Source organism: Oceanobacillus arenosus, from assembly GCF_003369575.1.
In the GTDB taxonomy this organism is placed as follows: domain Bacteria; phylum Bacillota; class Bacilli; order Bacillales; family Amphibacillaceae; genus Oceanobacillus; species Oceanobacillus arenosus.
In genome coordinates this window covers 119,896-143,177 of the sequence record NZ_PIOC01000032.1, presented here as the reverse complement: position 1 = coordinate 143,177, position 23,282 = coordinate 119,896, and the positions used below count along the sequence as shown (strand labels likewise).

Here is a 23,282-nt window from a genome sequence, read left to right as displayed (position 1 = left end):
CTGTTCCCATCTCGAACACAGTAGTTAAGCTCTTCAGCGCCGATGGTAGTTGGGACTTTGTCCCTGCAAGAGTAGGACGCCGCCAGGCTATAGTTAAAAGAGGATACAAAATGGTATCCTCTTTTTGTTATGTTTTTTAAATTTTCTGGAGAAGGATATAAATTGATAATGCGTAAAGTGTCTGCTAATTAAAGATAATCGGCAGTAGTGTCTTTGTTATTTAGCCATTATTATGAAACGAGCGTATTATTTAAATACCGAAAAGGTTCAATCTTGCTATTATAAATTGCAGAGAAGTTGGGCTTTCCTTAACTACTAGGACAATAGGGTGCGGTGAAAGTGTTGGTCCAAGGTGCCTGTCCCCCTGGTTCTTTAATTAATTATAAAAAAACATCCATACCTAAACAAAGAAAGAGAAAGACAGTCATTGCACATCCAGCTGCAATGGCTTTTCCTTTGTGTTTTGAACTAGACGTCTGGATTGCATATCTGAAGTAAAAAAAGGACCCAGCAGCAATTAGCAGAAATTCTATCAAGATGCTAATAGAAACAGCTTCCCATAAACTGAAACCAAGAAGTGGGAAATTACCGATATTACCCAGAAGAATTGGCATATCTGGGCGATGAACGATTAAATCGAGAAACCAATGACTAAGTGTAACGAGGCCAATAATTATTCCTGATTTCTTGCCCCAAAACTTCCCCGCAATCCATGCAGCCAGCATGCTTAATACTAGTGCCCCAACCAATGAATGCGTGTAGAACGCATGAATAATCATCCTTGCATAGCCACCTTCACCAATTGGCTCCATTGACTCTACCCCAGCTAAACTAAATGGAATAAACACAATATCAAGCAATTGCGTGCTGACCAGTAACGACCAAAGCGGGATTTCTGGTGTTTTGCTTTTTACTGCTGCGGCAACTCCAAAGTGTCCAGCAAACATATGAACGTCCTCCTTAAAATTCTAACTATATATGAGATAAATCTGGCACTTATAATTATAAGGTTTATCTTCAGATGTTATTGTAAAATATTTAAAAATTTACATAATAATAATAAACATAGGATATTATTACTCTGGGGAAATAAACAGTCATGGTGAGGTGGCCTCATCGTGGACGCTTGCTATCTATTAGTTGTATACGTAATTTTATGCTTTAATCATAGTGCTCTCTTTCCATTTATCAATAGATGTGCAATCGTAATTTCTAGTCTATTAGCCCTAATTTTCCTGTCATTTGAAACCGACCAGGACCAATTAACGTAGAATATTGTAACTAAATGGTTACTTTGCTTTGGGTGTTTGTTCATTTTGAAATTTTGCGAAGACAGAAATAAGGGGGAGTCAAATGAGGGAGAATAGAAAGCCGATCAAACAAACAAATATAATTAACGTTATCATTGTATGTATAATAATAGCTCCAATAATGGGTGGAATTACTGAGAATTTGAAGATTTTCATTGTCACCATGTTTACCATTCCGGCCGTTTTACTTCTATTATTTATTCTTTGGTTAAAGTATGGACATAGTGGTATCCATCTCAATAGTATTAATGTGTTTGTCATGTTAACTATGATATTAATATATTCGGCAATTCCATTGTTTAATATTGTTTGGGGGACTTGGATTGGATGGTTAACGATTATCGTCCATATAATTACATTTCTAATTGGCTTTATCAACCGGGAAAAGCTTATCCGTAATATTGCTGGTATCGATGAAAATGGTAATAAGGCACATCGTGCATTTCTATTCTATTACTCTTTCGGCATATTTGTTCTAGGAGTGTTTGGTTACATTAGCATGCAAGTTGCAATAGAAACAAGTGGAGGCAATGTTATCGTTTTTGGCTTCATGCATCTAATAGGCTATTACATTTTTGCAATAAGTCCTGTATCCCTCATCAATCCAAAACGCGCATTAGAAATGGGGGCAATTTCACAAAGGCATTATGACGAATATTATTAAAAGTTGGTGATTAAAAACATATAGAACAATTAACAAAGGAAGTTTCTAAGTGGAAAGATTTATCAACATCTACAGCTATTAAGGAGAAGCTTAACACTATTTAGAGGAGCGTACTTGCGATACTCTATTTTTTGTGAGGTGATTTTTCCTTCTGTATAAAGAAGAAGTACTGGCAGGATCACTTTCCATAGGGGTAAATTTCATGCAAAAGGTACAAGCTTGAAAGATCACTTTTGTACATACAACATAATAATGTTCTCTGGTATAGTTAAAAGATATAGCAAGACATAGATTTTAAGTGTTACACTATATTAATTTATCAGTGGTATACTATATTTTACATCAAGCAAATAAGAAGAGGATTGGCTAACGGTAATTACCCCCTTTCTTAGAAATTTATATATCAGAATTTTGGCTAACATAAAGGAGAATACATACAAATGGCAAATAAGTTAACATTGAAGGCTGACCATGTAGGGAGCTTTCTAAGAACGGAACCAATTAAACAGGCAAGAGCAGATTATGCAAATGGTAAGATCGATAGGGCTTCCTTAAAAGAAGTAGAAGATAAAGAAATTGAGAAACTTGTACAAAAGCAAATCGAAGTTGGCCTTAAGTCAATTACGGATGGTGAGTTCAGACGCTCTTGGTGGCACTTGGATTTCTTATCTGGTTTAGAGGGTGTTGAACAATTTGAAACGGAATACGTAAGTAACTTTAAAGGTGCAAAAACAAGAAATAATGCCATTAAGGTTGTTGATAAAGTAGATTGTGATGATCATTATATGTTAGAGCATTTTAAATTCCTAAAAGAAGCAGTAGAGAAATATGGCGATGGAAGTCAAGTTGCTAAGTTTGCAATTCCAAGTCCTAATATGTTATTCACTAGAATTCAGGGCGATGAGTATTATAACGGAAACAGAGAGCAGTTCTATCAGGATACAGTAGCGGCTTACCAAAAGGCCATTCAAGCTTTCTATGATGCGGGTTGTCGCTATTTACAATTAGATGATACTTCTTGGATTGACTTTTTTTCAGAAGAACGTATCCAAGCAGTCGTTGAAAAGCTCAACATGGACGTAAAGGACATCATTAATACTCGAGTAAGTTGTTTAAATGATGCGATTTCTAAAAAACCGGATGACATGATCATCACAATGCATATTTGCCGAGGCAATTTCAAATCAACCTATATTACAAGTGGCGGATATGATCAAATATCCGATGCGATCTTTGCTGACCTAAAAGTAGACGGACTCTTCCTGGAATATGATGATCAGCGTTCAGGCGATTTTGAAGCCCTAAAGAGCTTTAACCGTGATGACAAAGTTGTCGTACTGGGATTAATTACTTCTAAATTCCCAGAACTTGAAGATCCAGACATGATTAAAGGCAGAATAATAGAAGCAAGTGAATCGATTCCTTTAGAAAACTTAGCATTAAGTCCTCAATGCGGATTTTCCAGTACAGAAGAAGGTAATATCTTAACGGAAGAAGAACAATGGAATAAAATTAGTCACATCATTAAAATCACTGAGGATGTATGGGGCAAAGTACCTGCTAATTAATGATAATCGGCATTAGTGTCTTTGTTATTTAGCCAGTAGTTTGAAACGGGTGCTTTAATGATAAGTATCGAAAGAGTTCAATTTTTCTATTGTAATTTGCAGAGAAATTGGGCTTTTTCATTTTGGGTTTTCTTTAACTACAGCGATAAGACGGTGATGCCGAAAAGCACTGGACCGAGGTGCCTGTCCCCTCGGTCCGCTTAACTCCCTACTTAAAATAAGCAATCTTTTTCAGGGCAACACAAATTGGAATCGCAATAATAATTCCTAATACATTCTGAACGAGATCTCCAGGTATCGAAGCTAAAGGTGTAATCCAATTACCGTAAAGAAATGATTCACCAATGTAATAAACAGCTACCATAAATGGAATAGAAACGATTGTTGCAGTTAGATTTAATGCAATGCTATTGCCTTTGTGGCCATTTAACCAAGCAATTTTACCAACGATGTATCCCTGTAAACCACGCGACACAATGGTGATAGGTGCCCATAATAGCCAGCCTCCAACCATATCAAATAACCCCATTCCGATCGCTCCGGCAATCGCTCCTTTTTTAGGGCCAAATAAAATAGATGCAATAAACAGCATTGCTGTCCCCAGGTGAACTAAGCCTCCATTTGCAGCAATTGGCAGTCTAATATTCAAGAAGACAGTAGAAACAAAAACAAGTGCAATTAACATGGATGTAATAATTAAATCTAATGTTTTTTGACGTGATTTTAAATGACCTTGTGTATTTTCCATATTGATAAACCCCTTACTAGAATTTTCTTATAACTTTAACAAAAGATTGATGTTTACAAAAGTGCCAATTTAATAAAAAACGATGGGGTCAGTTTGTGAAAATGCAGCATATACAAGTTTGAAAAGAGAGAGGTGATATACTGCCATTAAGTTATTTCTTTGAGCGCATTCTAATTTTTGTGATAATATGAATAAAGTTTAAATTGAAAGGTCTTATGGAGGTTATTATGAAAAAGGTTGCTGTATTACAGGATTTATCATCTTTTGGAAAATGTTCATTAACAGCTGCGATTCCGGTTCTTTCCGTAATGGGCGTGCAGGCATGCCCTTTGCCAACGGCTGTACTTTCTGCACAAACCGGTTATCCGAGTTATTTTTACGAGGACTTCACATCCAAAATGAAATATTTCACAGAGGAATGGAGTAAGCTTCAAGTAACATTTGATGGGATTTATACCGGCTTCGTTACCGGTAGTGAGCAAATAAAAAATATTTATAATTTTTTAGATAAATTTCATACTAAAGAAACGACGTTACTTGTAGATCCGGTAATGGGGGATGTGGGGGAAGTCTATAAACTTTTTACCGATGAATTGCTCGTAAGAATGAGGGAATTAGTGAAGCGTGCAGCTGTGATAACACCAAATGTCACGGAGTGTTGTTTGTTATCCGGATTATCTTATGAAAGAATTCATCGCTACTCCAATGTGACGGACTATATGAAAGCGATAGAAGAAGCTGGAAATACTTTGCAGCAAGAGACTGGCGCGAAAGTGATCATCACTGGTGTGAATCCACCGTCAGCAGATTCAGATCAGCAGTTTATCGGCAATATGTATTTGGATGGAAGTGAAACCTTTTATCGTGCGATGCCGTATAATGGTAAAAGCTATTCTGGTACGGGCGATTTATTCGCATCAGTGATCATGGGAAGCATGATGCGTGGAGAAAACCTGGAAAAGGCCGTACAGCTTGCAGTAGCATTCTTGAAAGAGGCAATCCATGACTCTTCCTTGGAACAAATTCCTGAAGTAGAAGGAGTTAACTTTGAGAAGTATTTGGGAGTGTTATTATAGAATGAATATAAAAGGTATTTTGATATAATGCGTCTATTTTTCTAGTTATCTACATAAAGTGAAACTTCATTCAGTGGGAGTTTTCTTTATCCCCCCACTGAATGTTAGTTGAACAGAATCGGGATTTTGACTTTCAGTTGATCCCCCACTTACAATTGTTGGGTTTTCTCAAATTCTTTTCGTTAAGGGTCTTACAGCCCGTTAATTCGGGATAAAATCTCACATCATTATTATCTCTGATGTGGTTGGCATTTCGTAATATACAATAGCTAAGGGGGCGCAGTATGAGGCAACTTTATATAAAACAGAAGGTATTCAGTCTAAGCGGCAAGTTTACGGTAAAGGATCAGCAGGAGCAGGATGTTTATTACGTGGAGGGCAGTTTTCTGCGAGTTCCAAAGACTTTCTCCATTATGAATACAACAAGGGATGAAGTGGCACTCATTACGAAAAAGATATTCAGCTTTTTACCGAAGTTTTTGGTCGAGGTGAATGGTCGAGAGGTGCTAACGATTAAGAAGGAGTTTTCTTTCTTCAAGGCACGCTATACGATTGATGCAGCTGGTATTGAAGTGCGTGGCAACTGGTGGGACATGAACTTTCAGGTGTACCAGCATGGTGAAGTCGTCGGGGAAGTGAGCAAGGAATGGTTCACCTGGGGCGACAGCTACAAGGTTCAAGTCTTGAAGGAAGAGATGGAGACGCTTATGATTGCCCTTGTAGTGGCCGTTGATTGTGTGAAGGCTGATCAAGATTCCTCCTCGGCAGGTAGCATCGACTTTGGCTAGGGACGTAATATAAACTGCTGATGGCTTTTCATTAGAAATTGAAACTTGAAAATAACAGTTGAAGTAAATCATTTAATTAATGTTAATGCTTGAGAAACAAAAGGAGTTATCTAGATGAATCAAGAGAAGATTAATGGGAAAGACTCAGGATCTGGTCCTTCATCCGCTACATGCAGATAACCGTCAAATCTATATCCCATTTGCCCATTAAAGCACACTTGACTCCTCGGAATAATCTGCCTATAATTACTTTAAATTAGTTCAATAGTATTAGGAGGAACACAGATGAATGTAACGGAAGAACAGGAATTTAACCCAAGTTATTCAGTGGGGGAGGTAGAATTCAAGGTAATAGATTTAGATAGGCAGGTTAAATTCTATGAGGAAGTTGTTGGCTTGTGTGTTGTTAAAAGAGAAGAAGATAAAGTCTATTTAGCTGGCGAAAATGATACAAAGCCTTTATTGATCTTAAATAAAACAGCTAGCGAATATCAAGAGCCACTAACAACTGGAATCTTCCATATTGCCTTTTTATTACCGTCAAGAAAAGCATTGGCAACTAAGTTCTTCCATATTCTTCGTTCAAAAAAGGATGTAGATAGTCCGAGGGAACAAGCCAGCCGCTATACGCATTTTGAAAATATCTTGCCAATTGCCAGATTGGATAGCGCAAGTGATCATGGTTATAGTGAAGCTTTTTATTTGTATGACATCGAGGGGAATGGAATTGAAATTTATGCCGATAGAGAACGAGAAGATTGGGATAAATACCCTGGTGGGAGTCATCCACTAAATCTCAAAGAACTAGCGGAACTTGCGGATTTTCAGGCAGATGGGAAGTTGCCTAGTGGTACAACAGTTGGGCATGTTCATTTAAGAATTAGAACGGTCAAAGAGACGCTCGACTTCTATACTACATTAGGTTTTGAGCCACAGGAGATTATGGACACTGCATTATTCGTTTCTACTGATGGATATCATCATCACATTGCTGGCAATGTCTGGAACGGTTTAAACAATCCACATCCACCCCAAGACGCAACAGGGTTGAGCTATTTTACACTAGAACTAAAAGACTTCGAAGATTTAGAGAGAATAGAGGCCATTTTACGACAAAATGAAATTTCATTTGTGCGGATGGATAAAGGGTCGATTCAATTAAAGGATCCAAGTGAAAATCCAATTATTATAAGAGCAAAATAGGAAGCGGACCAAGGGGACAGGCACCTTGGTTCGTTTTAATAATTTTCAAATTTCCTCCCACATGTTGAATCACTTTTACATCTAATAACATATATTAAAATGAAAAAAACGAAGAATGAATGTTTCTAGTAAAGAGGAGATTATAACATGGACTTATTAAACATATATTTACGGCATGAAACATTGATATTAATTCCCGTTTTATATTTTATTGGAATATTATTAAGCCAAACGCCAATGATTCCTACCTGGGTACATTCTTGGATAAAGGTTGCCTTTGCAATTATTGCTTGTTTGCTTTATTTTGGCTTTGATATTCGATCCGTTGTTCAAGGAATCCTTGTGACAGGTGCAGAATTGATCCTCCGCGATTTACTTCATAATACACTGTTCGGCATACAGGAAAAAAGATTGGCGAGAACAGATAAAAAAGACACTGCAAAGTAAATTTAGGGTCCTTTATAGAACATTTACAATATCTTTACAGAATTCATGTGAATTCCCTCTTTATTTATAAAGCGTTTTCATGTATAATAAACTTAAGTGAAGTAATTCACAAATAAAATTGCCTAACACATAAAATGGAGTGATCAACGATGAAAGTAAAAAAGGCAAGTAGTTCTTTATCTGAAATTAGTTATCAAACCCCGGGCTATATTACTCGAAGTGATATTAGCAGCATGTTTTCTCATTACCATAGTGTAACGGTGAACATGAATCCATCCATCATTATACCCGAGCCGGGAATGTATCGTATTTCACTGAAAATCGGAAATGCCCGGCATCTGGCAGTAGCGTCTATTACTGAACCAATCGATTTAAAAAAACATGAGGATAGGAAAATAAGAGTTTATATTGCTAATGTAAGCAGGGAAATAAATGATGAGAAAGTATTGATTTCCTGGCGAAACCTGCCTGAGAACATGCCAAATCAAGTGAACGAGGATGGATTAGGTAAGGTAGTTAGTTTATGAGGAAAATAATCCTTTCGTTATTGTTCAGGAACACAGCAGGAAAACTCACAGCTGCATCTATTAACCCTAAGCAATCTCATCTAAGACTTGATGTAAAGAAGGCAGTCGTTTAGGGTTAATAAATGTGCATACCACTATAAACCCTCAATGATTCACATCTTCAATATTCCCTACTGGACTCCTGCAAATCCCCAGCGGAATATCCATATGGTTCATGATTTTTTTCACATTCACAATAGCATTCCCTTGATAAACTTGTTCCATAATAGTTTCTATTCTTTCATTTTCTTGTTTATTTACTTTTTGCTTCATCGGCATTTTTTGAAACCATTGACTTATTTCCGTCGGGGAAACATTCCCGGCAATGGAAGAAAGCCGATTATATCCATGTAATACTTTTTCTTCTAAATCGACTTCTCCACTAGCATAAAAATAAAAATTGTTTCGACCTATCCCGTTTTTTATTTGTTCAACTTTTTCTTTATTTCCAGCATCTTTTATTCCAACCACTAAGTCTATTTTACTTAATTGAATAATGCTTTTTTCTGATAAGTCAAGTCCAGTTCTTTTTGGATTGTTATATAAAATTGTAGGTTTATTACTAAGATTTATAACTATTTTTGTATAAACCAATGCTTCTTCTTGTGATGGTATAACATACGTTGGATATCCAGGCGTGATGCCTGACATTTTTGTGTGACGAATCTTTTCAGCTAATTCCTCTGCCTCATTCTGTCTAATTGAAGCCACACCGAATATAATTTCCATATTAATAATGCGTTCTTCTTCCAGTTCTAAACCGTTGATTATTTCAATTTTCTCTTGGAGGGTTAAACTATGCTGTTCTCCAGTAGACCCGGAGATAAGAACAGATTTTACTCCTTGTTTATACAGGTTTCTTATATGGCTTATTGTCCCTTGGATATTTAAGGATTCATCTTCAAAAAAATTGTTGGCACGGCGATATGAACATTTTCTGTTAGCATGTATGTTATCCCCTTGTCCTTCTTGTCCACTTTATACTTTATTTCAAAGTTAGGGAAGTGGCGATTTTTGATATTCTCCTTAAATTTTGGGAAATAAGATAGTGGAGGGAAGATATCTGGCTGCCTATTCCAATGTTATCGTCAAACTACAATTAGTAACAGGCAATCATTTTTTTAAAAAATACGCTATCCTTTTGCTAAAACGGTATAATAAACTGACAGAAGCAGACATTAAAAACATCAAATGCATCATTTTTATTAGAATAGACGACCATACAAAAAGGAGAAACCATGACAAATAGTAAAAAAACAGGATGGAACTTAGATAACAGTTATGCCCGTCTGCCAAAATTATTTTTTTCCAACATTAACCCAACCCCAGTACATTCACCGAAGTTAATCATTCTTAATCATCCATTGGCAGCATCCCTAGGCTTGGACGTTCAAGCACTGCAAAGTGAAGATGGGGTAGCTGTGTCTGCTGGAAACCAGATTCCTGAAGGGGTCTCGCCGCTTGCACAAGCATATGCGGGGCATCAATTTGGGAACTTCAATATGCTAGGGGATGGCCGAGCGGTGCTATTAGGAGAGCAAATCACTCCAAGAGGTAAGAGGGTAGATATTCAGCTCAAAGGTTCAGGAAGAACGCCATTCTCACGCGGTGGAGATGGACGAGCGGCACTTGGACCAATGCTGCGCGAATACATCATCAGCGAGGCAATGTATGCGCTTGGTATTCCAACCACTCGTAGTTTAGCGGTGGTGTCGACTGGTGAATCAATCATCCGTGAAACCGAGCTTCCTGGTGCGATTATGACTCGTGTGGCGGCAAGTCACTTGCGCGTTGGGACTTTCCAATATGCTGCAAAATGGGGCACGGTTGAGGAACTTCGGATCTTGGCTGATTATACATTGAAGCGCCACTATCCAGAGATTGAAGCGAATGAGAGCAGATACCTTTCCCTTCTTCAGGAAGTAATGAAGCGACAGGCTGTGCTTGTAGCGAAGTGGCAGCTTGTTGGCTTTATTCATGGGGTAATGAACACCGACAATATGACCGTTAGCGGGGAAACCATCGATTATGGTCCTTGCGCCTTTATGGATGCCTATGACCCGAAAACGGTATTCAGTTCCATTGATGTCGAAGGCCGTTATGCCTATGGGAATCAGCCTTATATTGCTGCATGGAACCTCGCCAGATTTGCGGAGGCCCTTTTGCCGTTAGTGGCTGATGATCGGGAACAGGCTGTCAAACTGGCTCAGGATGAGATTTCAGGCTTCCATGAGCTGTATCATTCGAAATGGCTTGCGGGAATGAGAGCAAAACTTGGGATATTCAACGAGGAATCAGAGGATGAAGCCTTTATCAATGATCTTCTCAGTATGATGGAGAAGTATCGTGCCGACTATACGAATACGTTCCGGGCATTAACATCTGAAAGATATGAAGACATGACCATGTTTGGCACTCCGGAATTCACGGAGTGGCATGAGCGCTGGCAAGCGAGATTAGCCAGACAGAATGAATCAAAAGCATCCTCGAATCAGTTGATGCGAAATAGCAATCCTGCGATCATCCCACGGAACCACCGGGTTGAGGAAGCGCTAGAGGCTGCTGTGGAACAAGGGGATTACAGTGTAATGGAACGGCTGTTGACTGTCCTTTCAGACCCTTACGCTTACACTGGTGAGCAGGAAGAATATGCTGCACTGCCTGCGTCAACAATCCATTACCGAACGTTTTGCGGTACGTGATGTGCAGGTGTTTTAGAGAAATTAGAACGGTTCTTTTATAGATTGATGCGCCGGCCTGATTTACTATTTTGGTTAAGGCCAAAATAACTTTAAATGGTTCCGAACATCGTTTTTCGGTGATAGGAGCCATTTTTCTGATGCTTCTCTTTTTTCCTTTGTAATTCTACCTGTTAGTCAAATAGCGAATATATTTTCATAGGTGATTGTTATTCGCTGTTGTTTCATTTCATCGACTTGATCATCAAACCGATTAACTACTTGACTAATTTTATAATTTACATCCAATAGTAGATTTGTATTCCAAACCTCCAATTGCTTTGTTTTCAGAATCATCTCATCGACGATTTCTCCCTTTTCCCCTTCATCAATGAAAATCTTATTTACTAGCGAGAAAAATTCTGTGTCACACCTGCCAATATGATCTGCGTATTTTCGTAACAAATCCTTTTTATATGAAAAATCCTCCCACGGAAGCAGCTTTTCCATAACCGTAATTGAATGCGTCTCCTTCAATTTATATTCCCCTTATTAAATCAAATTGTTTAGCTATACGCTCATCTTCCTCAAACAAGGATTCAATTGCTTTGCGATAACCTTCTATTTGTAATCGTGCCTTTTCTGCCGTCTCTCTTAATCTTTGCAATTCTTGATCGAGATCTGCTTGCTCGAGTGGATATAGCACCTCGTGTGCGCGAATACTCGTGATTCTTTTCGTGAATGTTGGAAACAGTCCATGTGTGGAAAGTAGATTATTATACAAGCGTGGACTTGCTTCCATATCATTTATTTTCTGGATGACTTTTTTTCTTTCGTTCTTATAAGCCTCTATCATTTCTCTTTCAATTGCTTTGCTAAATTGCTCTATTTCGAATTCCTTTTCTTGTAGTATTGCTGATCCTTGATTGTACATTTGAAGGGCAGCAGACATATTGACTCTAATCTCCTTTTTGCCCTTTCTTGCCGTTAGCACCATATCTGTCCCTATGTATGATTTATTCCCTCCGGATATGGATTGCAATATTTCTGAAATACTGTGACTTTCTCCTATCCTATGGAGAATCTCGAGAAAATCATCTTTGCTTAATGTTTCTAGACTTTCTTGAATGGCATCTATATGTCCTTTAATTTTTAGAATGGACCCAGCATCCCCACCTAATTGGGCAAAAAAGTCACCCATATCTCGGATTCCTACATTGCTTTTGATCGTGGTTTGTATCCCCTGCAGTTCCTTTTCGATTTTGGTTATTTCCGTGACAAGTACATCCTTTTGCTTTCCAGTGATATATCCTGCATCCTGCAGCCGACCAAAAATGACGTCTGCATTGCTTGTAATCGTTGTGATGTTGGACATTAACTTAGGTATATTATCATTTAAATTTCGTATCATCGTATCCAGCTCAGACTGTTTCGTGAAGTATAATTTTGCCACACTTCCTATTCCATCGATTTCATTGATGAGACCCATGTCAACACCTAAAATGTCATATATCGCTGCCTCCAATCCTCCTTTATTGGAGGCTATCGTGTATTGAATAGCTAACTCTTGAAAGTCCTGTATAACGTGATCGGGGATATCAACCATGATCGTACGAAGGCCAGGATAATCTGGATTTGTATCAATATAATCGACCGCACCAAGTGTAAAGAATCCGCGAGTACCACTAACGGCGTATAATGGATCATCCAGTGAAATGATTTGATGAATGTTCCCCCCTTTGTCTGCGTAGTAGTCTTTTGCGAATGCTTCAAGTTTTACGGGGTCTAGGTTGTAGATGGCGTCAGGGTCGCTAATGGTTATATTAAATTTGTTACGTAGTTCTCTACGAAAATGTCTATCCATTTCAAATAATTGATAATAATTTGTTTGTGCTCCATTTACACTGTAAATCTTATCAAAAGTATCATAAGCTAGATGTGCAGTTGTATTATTATTATGAGCTAAAGAATGAGAAAGACCAATGACACTTAAGTCACTTTTAGTTTCAACACGATTAATCACTTCTTCAGTAAATAAGTAAGTTGCTTCTGCTTGAGAGTAGTCTAAACCTGCAAACATTGCCTTAATATTATATTCCCAATCCTTAGTATCTTGGGTTCCTTGAGAAATGACATAAACTTCATTAATACCTTCTTTTTCAGAATAAAAGTGAACTGCTGTCCCATCATAACCAGATTCTTTTATTTTCGGATTGTCAGAATCCGATGATTGAAATACTTCTATATTTGCATCAATTTCAATTCCAAATTCTTCGATATATATTTGCTTTAATTTACTTTTAAAATTTTGTTCTGCGAGATCTTTATATTCCAAATCAATCATGCGTAATCTCATTTCATTAGTAGATATAATATTTTCACTCATTGAATGCTCTATCACTTTCATTGGATTCTAAAGTAAAATGAATCGACTCAATTAGTTGCTTCATAATATCTTTATTTTCAGCATTTATTCCCTCGCATGCTTCTTTTCCACCAATACATTCCGTTTCATATATAATTCTTATTCCGCCATTCGCTACTTCATTTTGTAAAAAGCCTGCATAACCATAATAGGTTTCATCATCTTCAAAATAAGAAAGATATAAGGTGCTATTTCCGGAAGTGAATTTATCAAATTCAAGTTCCCCATTAAATTGATGATTAATCATATCTAAGATCGTATCTTCTTGCCCCTTTTCATCTAATGAATCATAATTAAGTTTAAAATAAGATCCTGTTCCATTATCATTATCAACTCCAATGGATAGTCCTTCGTAATCTTCTTCTTTTATGGCATAACTATCTTCTCCAACAACGCCTCCAGCGGGAAAGTCCATCACATACTTCCCCGTCCCTGACAAAAAGGGATAATAGCCAGGTCTTGATTCTTCCGTAGATTGTAAGAATCCACGAGTAAATTCATCCTCGAATGCCCTTACGTCAGGCAATTCATCTGGATTCATTTCTGAGGGCTTCTTCGTTTGGTCTTCATTGCTCACTTGGCAGCCTCCTAGTAATAGTATTAATATGAATAATGTCAGATGTACCCAATACTTCACAATCCAGCCTCCAATAGCATCTAATTAGGAATTGAAATAATCTTTAGTCTTTTTAATAAGTATAATAATAAATGCAATAAATCGGAAGAAAGGATTGGTCTTTTAATAAAAAAGGGTTCTAAAGGTATGGTTCTTAAGAATTATATTGGCGAGATGTGAGTATCTTTTGAGAAGTAACTTAAAAAGGATAACCTATTCGATAGATGAATGGGTTATCCTTTTTCTGTACTAGCTTAGGAAACTATAAAATTCGACGCTGTGGATAACTAAATTACCGAGAATAGCCACGTCCAGCTCCAGCGCTAAAGCTGTAGCGCGACTTCCCTCACCTCCGTAATCTAAGTCAACCGCTTACGCTCATCGTGTTTCCTTTATCTACTACGGTTCAGTCCAGTCCGTACGTCGCTAAACGGGCGCTTGCGCTTTTGTTCTTTATGATATAAAAGAGAACGCCTTATTATAAAACGCTATCATTTTTGTTTCTAAATAAAGGGTAAAAATTAGATAGCAATCCGCGATGAATTGCCACATGATTTCCCGGAACCTCGCACCAATGTGAATCATTCTTATTTAAGCATTGCGTTCTGCCCTCACACTTTGGACCATCACATAACCTCCAAAGCATCTACCAGCAAGCCTTTGATACTCACAATCGCGTGATCCTCTTACCCCCTCTTTGCACTTCCACTTCACTCTTTAAACCTTTCAGTAATGAGAAGCACATGATTATCAGGATGATAGTAAACGGAAGGGCTGCTGCAATGGAAGCGGTTTGTAATACTTCCAAGCCTCCAGCTAAGAGCAATACTGCTGCTAGTGCTGATTGAATAATACCCCATGTTACTTTTATTTTTGTAGAAGGATTTAATGTTCCACCTTCACTTAGCATGCCAAGTACAAAGGTAGCAGTATCAGCCACAGTTACATAGTAGATAGCCACGACAGCAAATCCCAAAATACTTAATAATGAACTAAATGGGAGATGCTCAAAGAAGGTAAAAATCGACAATGATACATTCTCGGAAATAAAGACCGCCAGACCTTCATTTCCTGCCGCTTGAACAAGCTCTAAGGCCGACCCGCCGAATATGGACATCCAAAGACATGTTCCGAGCGTAGGAACAATCAACACGCCAATAACAAATTCTCTTATTGTTCTGCCCTTCGAGACCCGGGCAATAAACATTCCAACGAATGGTGCCCAGGCAATCCACCATGCCCAATAAAATAAAGTCCAAGATGCAATCCATTCAGCCCCTTCTCCAAAGGGGATCAGCCTTAAACTCATTTGAATAAAGTCGCTAACATAGAGACCTGTCGTATTAAAAAAGACTTTTATAATCGTTAGCGTTGGACCAACAACCAGAACTACCAGCATAATCACAAAAGATAAAATCATCGCTGCATTGGATAAGTACTGGATTCCTCTCTCAAGACCTGTATTAATTGAGATGATAAAGATGACAGTCGCAACTGCGATGACAATCAGCTGGACGAATAACTCATTAGGAATGCCGAATATGTGATGCATACCAGCTGTAACCTGCATTGCGCCAAGGCCTAATGATGTAGCAATGCCAAAAACGGTTGCAAATATAGACAGTATATCAATCGTTTTTCCGATGGGTCCGAAAACTTTATCGCCAAGTATTGGATAGAATGCGGAACTAACGGCTGCGGGAAGTCTTTTGTTATATTGAAAGAAGGCAAGTGCTAGTCCGACCATCGTATAAATTGCCCATGGGTCCAAGCCCCAATGGAAAAAGGTAAATTTCATAGCAGTATTGGCTGCTTCAATCGTATAGGCTTCCCCATAAGGAGGATTGGTAAAATGAGTAACTGGTTCGGCAACAGCCCAATATACAATCCCTACCCCCATCCCCGCACCGAACAGCATCGCAAGCCAAGAAGCCGTATTGAAATCAGGCCGGTCTGTTTTTTTGCCGAGCCGAATATTTCCGTATTTGGAAAACAGCAAAAAAATAGAGAAAACGACAAAGAATAGAGTGGCACCAAGGTATAGCCATCCAAGATAATCAATGGATCCATTATAGATATTACCAGTCACATATGCGAGGTTGTCTGTAAAAAATACTCCCCAAATAATAAAAATGAGTGTAAGTAATACAGAAATGATAAAAACACTATTTCCTGTTTGACTTTTTCTAGCCATAGAAACCTCCTAATATAATAAAAGCATAGGACGTATCGATGAAATTACGAATCATCGTCCTGAAGATTATAAAGATATTCCCACTCATCGGCATTCAGCAGCTCCAGTGGCGACATTACAGAACCATCTCCGAGATAAACCATTTGAGCCTTCACTGCAACAACCATTGCTTCAAATATTTCATTCTCGTTGATTCGCCTATAAATGTCCCCGATTGATGGGAGCAATGCATTGTTCGGATTACGAAGGTCTAGTGCTTCCGTTTCCTGCAAGCTTATAGGGTCAGCAGTTTCGATATCTTTAAAGTCAATTCGGTGGCTGTCCTGGTCGCGACCAGGTTCCATTAAAAGATACTCATTATGCTTAACACCATGAGAATTGGTAGTAGTTATTCCTTTGTTATCAGCCGCCTCCACTAATTCGATTTCATTTAAAACATACGTATCCAAGGAATCCGGTCTTGGATTGTGAATTAGAATAAAATCCCCTTCTTCAGCTTTTCTACTTTTGAGCGTATATGCCTTTTGATTGAAGACAAAGCTGTCCAGGACCTGGGCTTTATATCTTTCTATTTCAGATGCCTTCGTTAAATGCTGTGATAAGTCCCTCAGCTTGATAAGGTGGATGGATTCCTTATACATTGCCTTTACTCCATAAATCTTATGTAGCTCGTTATTGTAATACACGAATTGTCCTTTTCTTGCTTGATATAATTTCAAAACAAATGCTCCCTCCAAACATAGATAAAATCAATGAGCCGGAAAATTTGAATCATGCCTCTTTATTAGCATGTCTTTTTTTCGAAAAAACATGAGTTGAAATAGGGCCTATTAGCACCTAATATAAAAAAAGGTCATGTTTTGAAAAAATCTTCAAAACATGACCTTAATGTATCTCGTAGTTTCCGCACCATATTTAACTTAGCGAACGACTACAGATATCATTAACATACAGTATATACAGCCAACAAATAAACAGCTGAAAAGAAATGGCAGTAATAGAGATGCTTTTTTGTAAATGGATAGCAGCATTAGTCCTATAAATAAAATAGATGGTAAAAAGAAATAAACCACAGGCAAGTTCACGGCAAAGCCAACGGTACTGCTGGGATCAATAACCCCGTCGTGAAATAGACGGAATAAAGATGATACTGCATCATTGGTTAGGTAATTGTCATGGGCTGGGGCTTGCTGTGTAAAAAAGGCTGTAATCGTAAAAATAACAAGTAAAATCAAACTCTCCAGACGTATCCAAGGAATTGGATTGAATGCAGCATTCTTTGATAATTGATATTTCACAATGACACCATTTATCAATGCATAGAAAATAAGTGGCAGCAGGAATAAATGCTTGATCAATAGCCCTTGTCCGTATGAAACCATCCAAGAATCCGTATATCCATCAACCATGATATTCATTAATACTATTCCGCTAATCGCTGTAGCAGCTAAACAGCCAATCGCGACTTTCGAAAACCAGTTTAAAAATTCCAGCCAATGATTATGATTCACAGCGAACCAGCCAACGATAAGGACAACACCAACCCAAATGCTGACAGCCGATAAGTGGATAAAATGGCCTGTAATCCCTTTGAGAGGAACCATTGACCCTGCATGACTTGACCAAGCAATGGATAACATTAATCCAAATGTCAGCAATATCCCTAAAAAAGCAGCAATACGCTTTTCATTAGGACGCATCATGCCAACTACAAGTACTAGCAGAATAGATCCAATATGAGTAAAGCTCCATGCCGTTCCAACGGTATAGGTTGTCAGAACAATTTTAAATGATTCAAATAAACCTAAGCGTGGAGCGATAAATAATGTAATATCAAGTACAGGAACAAAAGCAAAAATTGGCAGCGCAACAGCGCTGGCAAGCAATAAGTACTTTGGAATTTTCACATCAGGACGTTGGCTTTCCGGAATTAACAGAAGAAGAAAACTCCCTGCTAAAACCGAGAAGCATACATATAAAAACACCTGACTAATAATTACGAGCAGTTCCATTGATTATTTCTTTCTTTTCGAAATGAAGAAGATACCAGCGATTACAATGACAACTAAAACAACAATTAGAATGACTGTCATTGAAGAAGAGGATTCTTCCTCTGCAGAATTAGCTGTTTCTCCTGATTCAGCCACTTGGTCAGCAGAATCCGTTGAATCTTCATTCACATCTGTTTCAGATGAATTTGCAGCTTCTTCGTCAAATTCAGCAGCGGGTGCATCGACCATGAATGAGAATTCGCCTTCCATCGGATGACCATCAGTACTGATAATACTCCAGTTCACTTGATATTCATCATTTGCAAGCGGTTCAGCAACAGTACCTGTTAATGTACCCTCACCAATAATAGTATCTTGAAGTTCAACAGCTTGCCCCTCAGTTGTTGTTATATCTATAAAGCTGCCTTCTTCAATTTGGCCATCAAATTCAAGAACAATTTCATTCAATGGCTCTGTTACAACATCACCATCTGCTGGATTTGATCCATGTAAATGCGAGTGTGCAAACGCAGGAGCGGCAAAACAAGTTACTAGCAAGAATGCTGCTGCGGCAATAAATATACGTTTCAAAATAATTCCTCCTTATAAGTCCGGGCAACAATTAGTTGCTTATAAATATTATAAATACAATGTAATTATTTCATAATACCTCTAAAGAGTGATTTACATGCAAATTTGCTAAAAAAGTTCGGATAGATGATAAAATATAGACACAATTATATATAGAAAAGCGGTGCAGACTTGAAATATAAACAAATTAAATGGCTCATTTTATTTATCCCAACAATTACAATTGCTGTATGGGAATATATTCGGCATGAATTTCTCCTTTCTTATATTTCAATGGAGGTGGGGAACTTTCTTTCTCCTATCTTGGTCTTTATCGTTACACTCGTCTTTTTACGGCACTTGTTTTCCATTTTAGAAAGGATACAGGAAGAGCTTAGGCGGTCAAAGGCCAGGAAAGCCGCACTTATTGAGCGAGAAAAGCTGGCAAGAGAGCTGCATGACGGAATTGCTCAATCCTTATTTCTTTTATCAGTAAAGATGAATAAGTTCGGGAGAAAGAACCATTTGGAGCATGATCCCGATTTTGAAAAAATTAAACAGACATTACAGCATGTCCATGAAGACACTCGTCAGGCAATTACAAATTTGAAGTACTTACCCAATGAAGATACATTTAGTTGGACAGAAACGATCTTTCAGTATGTAACAGAACTTAAGAATCATCATTTCATGGATGTTCAGCTGGAATGGGCCATTCAGGAGAATACATTATCATCGAAGGAGAAAGTAGAGCTGTTTGCCTGTATTAAAGAGGCTGTGATGAATGTTATTAAACATGCGAAGACAAATACAGTGTGGATTTTTTCAGAGCAAATAGATAATGGGTGGATTTGCCAAGTTAAGGATCAGGGAATTGGTATTACAAATGAGGCGATTGAGTCCGGCAAGGGGTATGGACTGCAGATTATTAAAGACCGAGCAAGTGATATGGGATGGGAATTTTCAATGAAGCATACAGCCAATGAAACGATCATGGAGTTAAAAAAGGAGGGAAAGTAAATGCAGCCTTTTCGCATACTAATCGTTGATGATCATGCACATGCAAGAGAAGGGATTCGGGAAATTTTAGAAGAATACGAGGATTTTCTTATTATTGGTGAAGGGAAGAATGGAGAAGAAGCGATCAAACTAACCGAAGAATTAATGCCTGATATTATTCTGATGGATATTCAAATGCCTGTAATGAACGGACTCGAAGCAACAAAAAGAATCAAACTTAAGTTCCCCTACGTAAAAATTGTAATGATTACGGTATCCGATGATATTACCGATTTATTCGATGCATTAAAGAAAGGGGCACAAGGCTATTTATTAAAAAATATCCAATCGGAAGCATGGGTCGACCACTTAAGAGCCTTTGCCTTAGATGAAGTACCAATGTCAAAGGAAATCGCCTTTCAAATTTTAAAGGAATTCCCGCAAAGTAAAACAATAGCGAAAGAGAAAACACCCTTATCTACCCGAGAATTAGAAGTGTTGCAATTGGTAGCTAAAGGTTTGTCAAATAGAGAAATTTCGGAAAGCCTCTTTATCTCGGAACATACGGTTAAAAGTCATCTCAAAAACATCTTAAGCAAACTTCATCTAGATAATCGCGTGCAGCTGACAAGCTATGCATTCCAGCAAGGGCTGATGGATTAGCGGTGATGGGTGCCTGTTTTAGGAGGTGCCTGTCACTTCCCGATTTTTGTCGAATATCGGTGGGTTTGCCAAATATATCAGCGTAATTTCAATTATATCGGTATTTTCAAGTCAGAGCAGGATAAGAGAGTTTCAGCTTTCTTATCCTATTTATATTTTCAAAAAAATTTAACTTTTTTGCATTTAACTATTGAACCGCACGTAACGTGTTGATTTATACTTAAGGAAATGAATTAGAAAAGGGGTGGCGAATTGTACACAATCGGTAAATTGTCAAAGAAAACGGGAGTAACGGTTAGGACTTTAGATTATTATGATGAAATTGGGTTGATCAAACCATCATCCAAGACAGATGGGGGGCATCGTTTGTATAACGATGAGGATGTCATGCGGTTAGAACGCATTCTAGCATTAAAATACATGGGATTCACATTGGAACAGATTAAGGAGATATTGAAAGGCGCAACTACGACCTGGTATGAGTCAATCCAGCAGCAATTAGAGTTGGTTAAGCGGGAACAGAAACGTTTAAGTATGTTAGAAAAGGCACTTCTTGGTGTATCGCATTCCCTAGAATTTGAGAGAGAGGTTAATTGGTCCCTCATATTTGGTATTACTCAATTGTTTCAACAGGATCAGGAAGATCTCTTTCAGCAATATGACGATTATTTAAATGAGGAAGAAATAAACAAAATTATCGATATGGACGCACAAATGACGGAAGAAGATATAAAGGAATGGCTGAAGGTTATAGGTGATATCAAACATAATCTTGATATCGACCCAGTTTCGGAAAAGGCTGTACAACTCGCTGAAAGCTGGCTTAGCCAAGTGGAGAAAATGTTTGGGAATGACGAAGCATTGCTTGAGGATATGCGGGAAGCACTTCAAAACTTAAAAGAAGGGGTTGCCTTTTACCCTATGGATAAAGATGTCATTGATTTCCTTGAGCGTGTTTTCATTGCAAAGGAGGAGTTAAAATGATGATTCTTAATGTAGAAAATGTAACGAAAACTTTCACTGGTAAAGGTAAATCCAAGACTGTCGCAAATGATAATCTATCATTTCGTATTAATAAAGGAGAAATATTTGGGCTGCTAGGCCAAAATGGCGCAGGAAAGACAACATTGGTAAACCAAATTTTAGGTGTATTAACTCCTGACAGCGGTGATATTCATTTGCTTGGTAAATCTATACTTGAGTCACCGGCAAGAGCACGATCCATTTGTTCCGTCCAGCCGCAGTCTCAAGTGCCGCTGGGGTTTCTAACGCCTAAGCAAGCAGTGACACTTATTGGAAAGATGAGAGCTGGAAAGACATTTGATCCGAAGCGAGTAGAGATGCTTTTTGAGGCGCTCGATATGGGCGAGTGGGCAAATAGAGAAGGTGAGAAACTATCAGGTGGTGCAAGAAGATTAACAGCCTTCTGTATGGCAGTAGTTGTTCCTGGTAAATTAGTTATCCTTGATGAGCCTACCAATGATGTTGATCCAGTTCGCAGACGGTTGCTTTGGCAAGTCATACGTAATCTGACAGATGACGGAACCTCTGTTATTTTGGTAACGCATAATGTGATGGAGGCTGAGAAGGTCGTTGATCGCGTTGCTATTATAAATCAAGGAAGATTATTAGCCGAGGGGTCACCCTCAGAAATAAAACGTTCGGTAAGCAATCAAATGCGTATGGAGCTTAGCTTATCAGAGGAATTGGCAGATATTGAGATGCCAAGCTGGGTACTTTCAGCCCATCGAAATGGAGCACGTTTATTGTTCTCCGTGGATCCCTCGTATGTATCATCAAGCCTTGATTGGGCAAAAGCTCAAGAAGACAAAGGACTTGTGATTGATTATTCCTTGTCTCCGACTACCATTGAGGATGCGTATATTGAACTAACTTCAAGGGAGGTGATTGAATCATGATGGACCTGTTAAGTCACTATAAGTATGTCTTTCAAATGCAATTTCTTAGAAACGCAGGGTTCTTAGTATTCATGGCACTGATTCAAATCTTGATATCGATTGGCATCGTGATTGGATTTACTTATCTGATTCCTGATCCCGATACAAGCACCATCCTGTTTTTAGCAACAGGTGCACCAACCATCATTTTAATTATGACAGGATTGGTGATTTTGCCTCAACAAGTCGGTACCGCAAAAGCGGATGGGTATATGGAATTTATGCGTACATGGCCGGTTAATCGCTCCGTTATTCTGGGAGCCGAAACAACGATATGGCTATTAATCACCGTTCCAGGAATTGTTGTTTCCTCCTTTGTTGCACATCTCATGTATAGCCCTGGATACGATATCTCCTGGACAATTATTCCGGCACTTTTAATGATTGCTTTAACATCGATTGGTGTTGGCTACGGATTTTCTTATCTCTTATCACCAACGGCATCGCTAGGTATTTCTCAAGTGGTTGTATTTGGTGCGCTTATGTTTTCACCAGTTAACTTTCCAATGGATCGACTTCCGGAATGGCTTCAAACACTTCATGAATTTCTGCCAATCTATTCAATGGCAGAAGTGATGCGTGCTTCATTAGCAGCCTCTACCTTTGAAGCAAGTACATGGAATTATCTTAATCTATTTATATGGTGCATCTTAGGGTATGGCGGCGCTATCTTTATTTTGAATAAAAAATAATAAGCAGTATTTTATAATATAGTGAGAGGGAAACCATCTGATTCCTCCCTTTTCAGTAAGATGGGTGAATACTAAGTGGATCGTATGGAAAATGGACTGCATGTTACAAGGCAGTCCATTTTTACT

At 38.3% G+C, this 23,282-nt stretch carries 23 protein-coding genes and 1 rRNA gene; 14 read left to right on the top strand and 10 right to left on the bottom strand.

What is annotated here, in order from left to right:
- Positions 1 to 88: ribosomal RNA gene (rrf, locus tag CWR48_RS19250) — 5S ribosomal RNA — on the top strand; the annotation flags it as partial.
- Between the two features lie 292 nt (positions 89 to 380).
- Here the strand turns inward: rrf and CWR48_RS19245 are convergent.
- On the bottom strand, positions 381 to 947 hold the full coding sequence (locus CWR48_RS19245) for a permease (protein WP_115774903.1): 567 nt from the start codon (positions 945 to 947) through the stop codon (positions 381 to 383).
- A 406-nt stretch (positions 948 to 1,353) separates the two neighbouring features.
- Between CWR48_RS19245 and CWR48_RS19240 the strand changes: the two genes are divergently transcribed.
- Together CWR48_RS19240 and CWR48_RS19235 are read left to right on the top strand one after the other, a co-directional pair.
- Positions 1,354 to 1,974, top strand: coding sequence for a hypothetical protein (locus CWR48_RS19240; protein ID WP_115774902.1), 621 nt, complete (start codon positions 1,354 to 1,356; stop codon positions 1,972 to 1,974).
- A 440-nt stretch (positions 1,975 to 2,414) separates the two neighbouring features.
- The gene (locus CWR48_RS19235; RefSeq protein WP_115774901.1) at positions 2,415 to 3,542 is read left to right on the top strand and encodes a 5-methyltetrahydropteroyltriglutamate--homocysteine S-methyltransferase; all 1,128 of its coding nucleotides are present in this window, start codon (positions 2,415 to 2,417) and stop codon (positions 3,540 to 3,542) included.
- 208 nt (positions 3,543 to 3,750) lie between these two features.
- Here the strand turns inward: CWR48_RS19235 and CWR48_RS19230 are convergent, their stop codons facing one another.
- Positions 3,751 to 4,290 carry an ECF transporter S component gene (locus CWR48_RS19230; protein WP_115774900.1) on the bottom strand — a complete coding sequence of 180 codons (540 nt, stop codon included), beginning with the start codon at positions 4,288 to 4,290 and terminating at the stop codon, positions 3,751 to 3,753.
- 227 nt (positions 4,291 to 4,517) lie between these two features.
- Between CWR48_RS19230 and CWR48_RS19225 the strand changes: the two genes are divergently transcribed.
- The 5 genes from CWR48_RS19225 (at position 4,518) to CWR48_RS19205 (ending at position 8,331) form a co-directional block, all read left to right on the top strand.
- Positions 4,518 to 5,366 (top strand): pyridoxamine kinase, encoded by an 849-nt coding sequence (locus CWR48_RS19225; protein WP_115774899.1) that lies wholly within the window; start codon positions 4,518 to 4,520, stop codon positions 5,364 to 5,366.
- Between the two features lie 284 nt (positions 5,367 to 5,650).
- Entirely contained in the window at positions 5,651 to 6,154 is a 504-nt protein-coding gene (locus tag CWR48_RS19220) for an LURP-one-related/scramblase family protein (RefSeq protein WP_115774898.1), read from the top strand.
- 285 nt (positions 6,155 to 6,439) lie between these two features.
- Positions 6,440 to 7,357, top strand: coding sequence for a VOC family protein (locus CWR48_RS19215; RefSeq protein ID WP_115774897.1), 918 nt, complete (start codon positions 6,440 to 6,442; stop codon positions 7,355 to 7,357).
- 147 nt (positions 7,358 to 7,504) lie between these two features.
- The gene (locus CWR48_RS19210; RefSeq protein WP_115774896.1) at positions 7,505 to 7,804 is read left to right on the top strand and encodes a phage holin family protein; all 300 of its coding nucleotides are present in this window, start codon (positions 7,505 to 7,507) and stop codon (positions 7,802 to 7,804) included.
- A gap of 149 nt (positions 7,805 to 7,953) precedes the next feature.
- On the top strand, positions 7,954 to 8,331 hold the full coding sequence (locus tag CWR48_RS19205) for a hypothetical protein (protein ID WP_115774895.1): 378 nt from the start codon (positions 7,954 to 7,956) through the stop codon (positions 8,329 to 8,331).
- Positions 8,332 to 8,475: 144 nt separating this feature from the next.
- Here CWR48_RS19205 and CWR48_RS19200 read toward each other — a convergent pair whose 3' ends face one another.
- The gene (locus CWR48_RS19200; protein WP_245976870.1) at positions 8,476 to 9,225 is read right to left on the bottom strand and encodes a dihydrodipicolinate synthase family protein; all 750 of its coding nucleotides are present in this window, start codon (positions 9,223 to 9,225) and stop codon (positions 8,476 to 8,478) included.
- Positions 9,226 to 9,608: 383 nt separating this feature from the next.
- Here CWR48_RS19200 and CWR48_RS19190 point away from each other — a divergent pair, with 383 nt between their 5' ends.
- Positions 9,609 to 11,072 (top strand): protein adenylyltransferase SelO, encoded by a 1,464-nt coding sequence (locus CWR48_RS19190; RefSeq protein WP_115774893.1) that lies wholly within the window; start codon positions 9,609 to 9,611, stop codon positions 11,070 to 11,072.
- Between the two features lie 174 nt (positions 11,073 to 11,246).
- On the opposite strand, the gene CWR48_RS19185 is transcribed toward CWR48_RS19190, so the two are convergent.
- The 7 genes from CWR48_RS19185 to CWR48_RS19155 form a co-directional block, all read right to left on the bottom strand.
- Complete coding sequence (locus CWR48_RS19185) at positions 11,247 to 11,585, bottom strand: hypothetical protein (protein ID WP_115774892.1); 339 nt, start codon at positions 11,583 to 11,585, stop codon at positions 11,247 to 11,249.
- Position 11,586: 1 nt separating this feature from the next.
- Positions 11,587 to 13,434, bottom strand: coding sequence for a DUF6792 domain-containing protein (locus CWR48_RS19180; RefSeq protein ID WP_115774891.1), 1,848 nt, complete (start codon positions 13,432 to 13,434; stop codon positions 11,587 to 11,589).
- Complete coding sequence (locus CWR48_RS19175) at positions 13,427 to 14,050, bottom strand: hypothetical protein (RefSeq protein ID WP_115774890.1); 624 nt, start codon at positions 14,048 to 14,050, stop codon at positions 13,427 to 13,429. Before CWR48_RS19175 ends, CWR48_RS19180 begins: the two co-directional genes overlap by 8 nt.
- A 706-nt stretch (positions 14,051 to 14,756) precedes the next feature.
- Positions 14,757 to 16,283, bottom strand: a complete 1,527-nt coding sequence (locus tag CWR48_RS19170) for a BCCT family transporter (protein WP_115774889.1) — start codon at positions 16,281 to 16,283, stop codon at positions 14,757 to 14,759.
- Positions 16,284 to 16,327: 44 nt separating this feature from the next.
- Positions 16,328 to 17,002, bottom strand: coding sequence for a hypothetical protein (locus tag CWR48_RS19165; RefSeq protein ID WP_115774888.1), 675 nt, complete (start codon positions 17,000 to 17,002; stop codon positions 16,328 to 16,330).
- A gap of 201 nt (positions 17,003 to 17,203) precedes the next feature.
- The gene (locus CWR48_RS19160) at positions 17,204 to 18,295 is read right to left on the bottom strand and encodes a copper resistance D family protein (protein WP_115774887.1); all 1,092 of its coding nucleotides are present in this window, start codon (positions 18,293 to 18,295) and stop codon (positions 17,204 to 17,206) included.
- A 3-nt stretch (positions 18,296 to 18,298) separates the two neighbouring features.
- Positions 18,299 to 18,865: a copper resistance CopC family protein gene (locus tag CWR48_RS19155; RefSeq protein WP_170140816.1), complete on the bottom strand. Its 567-nt coding sequence runs from the start codon at positions 18,863 to 18,865 to the stop codon at positions 18,299 to 18,301.
- 171 nt (positions 18,866 to 19,036) lie between these two features.
- On the opposite strand from CWR48_RS19155, the gene CWR48_RS19150 reads away from it, so the two are divergent.
- The 5 genes from CWR48_RS19150 to CWR48_RS19130 all read left to right on the top strand — a co-directional run bounded on the left by CWR48_RS19150 (position 19,037) and on the right by CWR48_RS19130 (position 23,156).
- Positions 19,037 to 19,864, top strand: coding sequence for a sensor histidine kinase (locus CWR48_RS19150; protein ID WP_115774885.1), 828 nt, complete (start codon positions 19,037 to 19,039; stop codon positions 19,862 to 19,864).
- Positions 19,865 to 20,506, top strand: coding sequence for a response regulator (locus tag CWR48_RS19145; protein ID WP_115774884.1), 642 nt, complete (start codon positions 19,865 to 19,867; stop codon positions 20,504 to 20,506).
- A gap of 252 nt (positions 20,507 to 20,758) precedes the next feature.
- Positions 20,759 to 21,490: a MerR family transcriptional regulator gene (locus CWR48_RS19140; RefSeq protein WP_115774883.1), complete on the top strand. Its 732-nt coding sequence runs from the start codon at positions 20,759 to 20,761 to the stop codon at positions 21,488 to 21,490.
- Positions 21,487 to 22,425 carry an ABC transporter ATP-binding protein gene (locus tag CWR48_RS19135; protein WP_245976868.1) on the top strand — a complete coding sequence of 313 codons (939 nt, stop codon included), beginning with the start codon at positions 21,487 to 21,489 and terminating at the stop codon, positions 22,423 to 22,425. Before CWR48_RS19140 ends, CWR48_RS19135 begins: the two co-directional genes overlap by 4 nt.
- Positions 22,422 to 23,156 (top strand): ABC transporter permease, encoded by a 735-nt coding sequence (locus tag CWR48_RS19130; RefSeq protein WP_245976867.1) that lies wholly within the window; start codon positions 22,422 to 22,424, stop codon positions 23,154 to 23,156. The genes CWR48_RS19135 and CWR48_RS19130 overlap by 4 nt, the downstream gene beginning before the upstream one ends.
- The last annotated feature ends 126 nt before the right edge of the window (positions 23,157 to 23,282 follow it).

Excerpts from the sequence above, each read along its gene's own strand:
- CWR48_RS19180 (WP_115774891.1), bottom strand. The coding sequence starts at position 13,434 with ATGAGTGAAAATATTATATCTACTAATGAAATGAGATTACGCATGATT.
- CWR48_RS19220 (WP_115774898.1), top strand. The coding sequence starts at position 5,651 with ATGAGGCAACTTTATATAAAACAGAAGGTATTCAGTCTAAGCGGCAAG.
- CWR48_RS19170 (WP_115774889.1), bottom strand. The coding sequence starts at position 16,283 with ATGGCTAGAAAAAGTCAAACAGGAAATAGTGTTTTTATCATTTCTGTA.
- CWR48_RS19235 (WP_115774901.1), top strand. The coding sequence starts at position 2,415 with ATGGCAAATAAGTTAACATTGAAGGCTGACCATGTAGGGAGCTTTCTA.
- CWR48_RS19205 (WP_115774895.1), top strand. The coding sequence starts at position 7,954 with ATGAAAGTAAAAAAGGCAAGTAGTTCTTTATCTGAAATTAGTTATCAA.
- CWR48_RS19135 (WP_245976868.1), top strand. The coding sequence starts at position 21,487 with ATGATGATTCTTAATGTAGAAAATGTAACGAAAACTTTCACTGGTAAA.
- CWR48_RS19225 (WP_115774899.1), top strand. The coding sequence starts at position 4,518 with ATGAAAAAGGTTGCTGTATTACAGGATTTATCATCTTTTGGAAAATGT.
- CWR48_RS19130 (WP_245976867.1), top strand. The coding sequence starts at position 22,422 with ATGATGGACCTGTTAAGTCACTATAAGTATGTCTTTCAAATGCAATTT.
- CWR48_RS19145 (WP_115774884.1), top strand. The coding sequence starts at position 19,865 with ATGCAGCCTTTTCGCATACTAATCGTTGATGATCATGCACATGCAAGA.
- CWR48_RS19190 (WP_115774893.1), top strand. The coding sequence starts at position 9,609 with ATGACAAATAGTAAAAAAACAGGATGGAACTTAGATAACAGTTATGCC.
- CWR48_RS19210 (WP_115774896.1), top strand. The coding sequence starts at position 7,505 with ATGGACTTATTAAACATATATTTACGGCATGAAACATTGATATTAATT.
- CWR48_RS19160 (WP_115774887.1), bottom strand. The coding sequence starts at position 18,295 with ATGGAACTGCTCGTAATTATTAGTCAGGTGTTTTTATATGTATGCTTC.
- CWR48_RS19215 (WP_115774897.1), top strand. The coding sequence starts at position 6,440 with ATGAATGTAACGGAAGAACAGGAATTTAACCCAAGTTATTCAGTGGGG.
- CWR48_RS19230 (WP_115774900.1), bottom strand. The coding sequence starts at position 4,290 with ATGGAAAATACACAAGGTCATTTAAAATCACGTCAAAAAACATTAGAT.
- CWR48_RS19240 (WP_115774902.1), top strand. The coding sequence starts at position 1,354 with ATGAGGGAGAATAGAAAGCCGATCAAACAAACAAATATAATTAACGTT.
- CWR48_RS19245 (WP_115774903.1), bottom strand. The coding sequence starts at position 947 with ATGTTTGCTGGACACTTTGGAGTTGCCGCAGCAGTAAAAAGCAAAACA.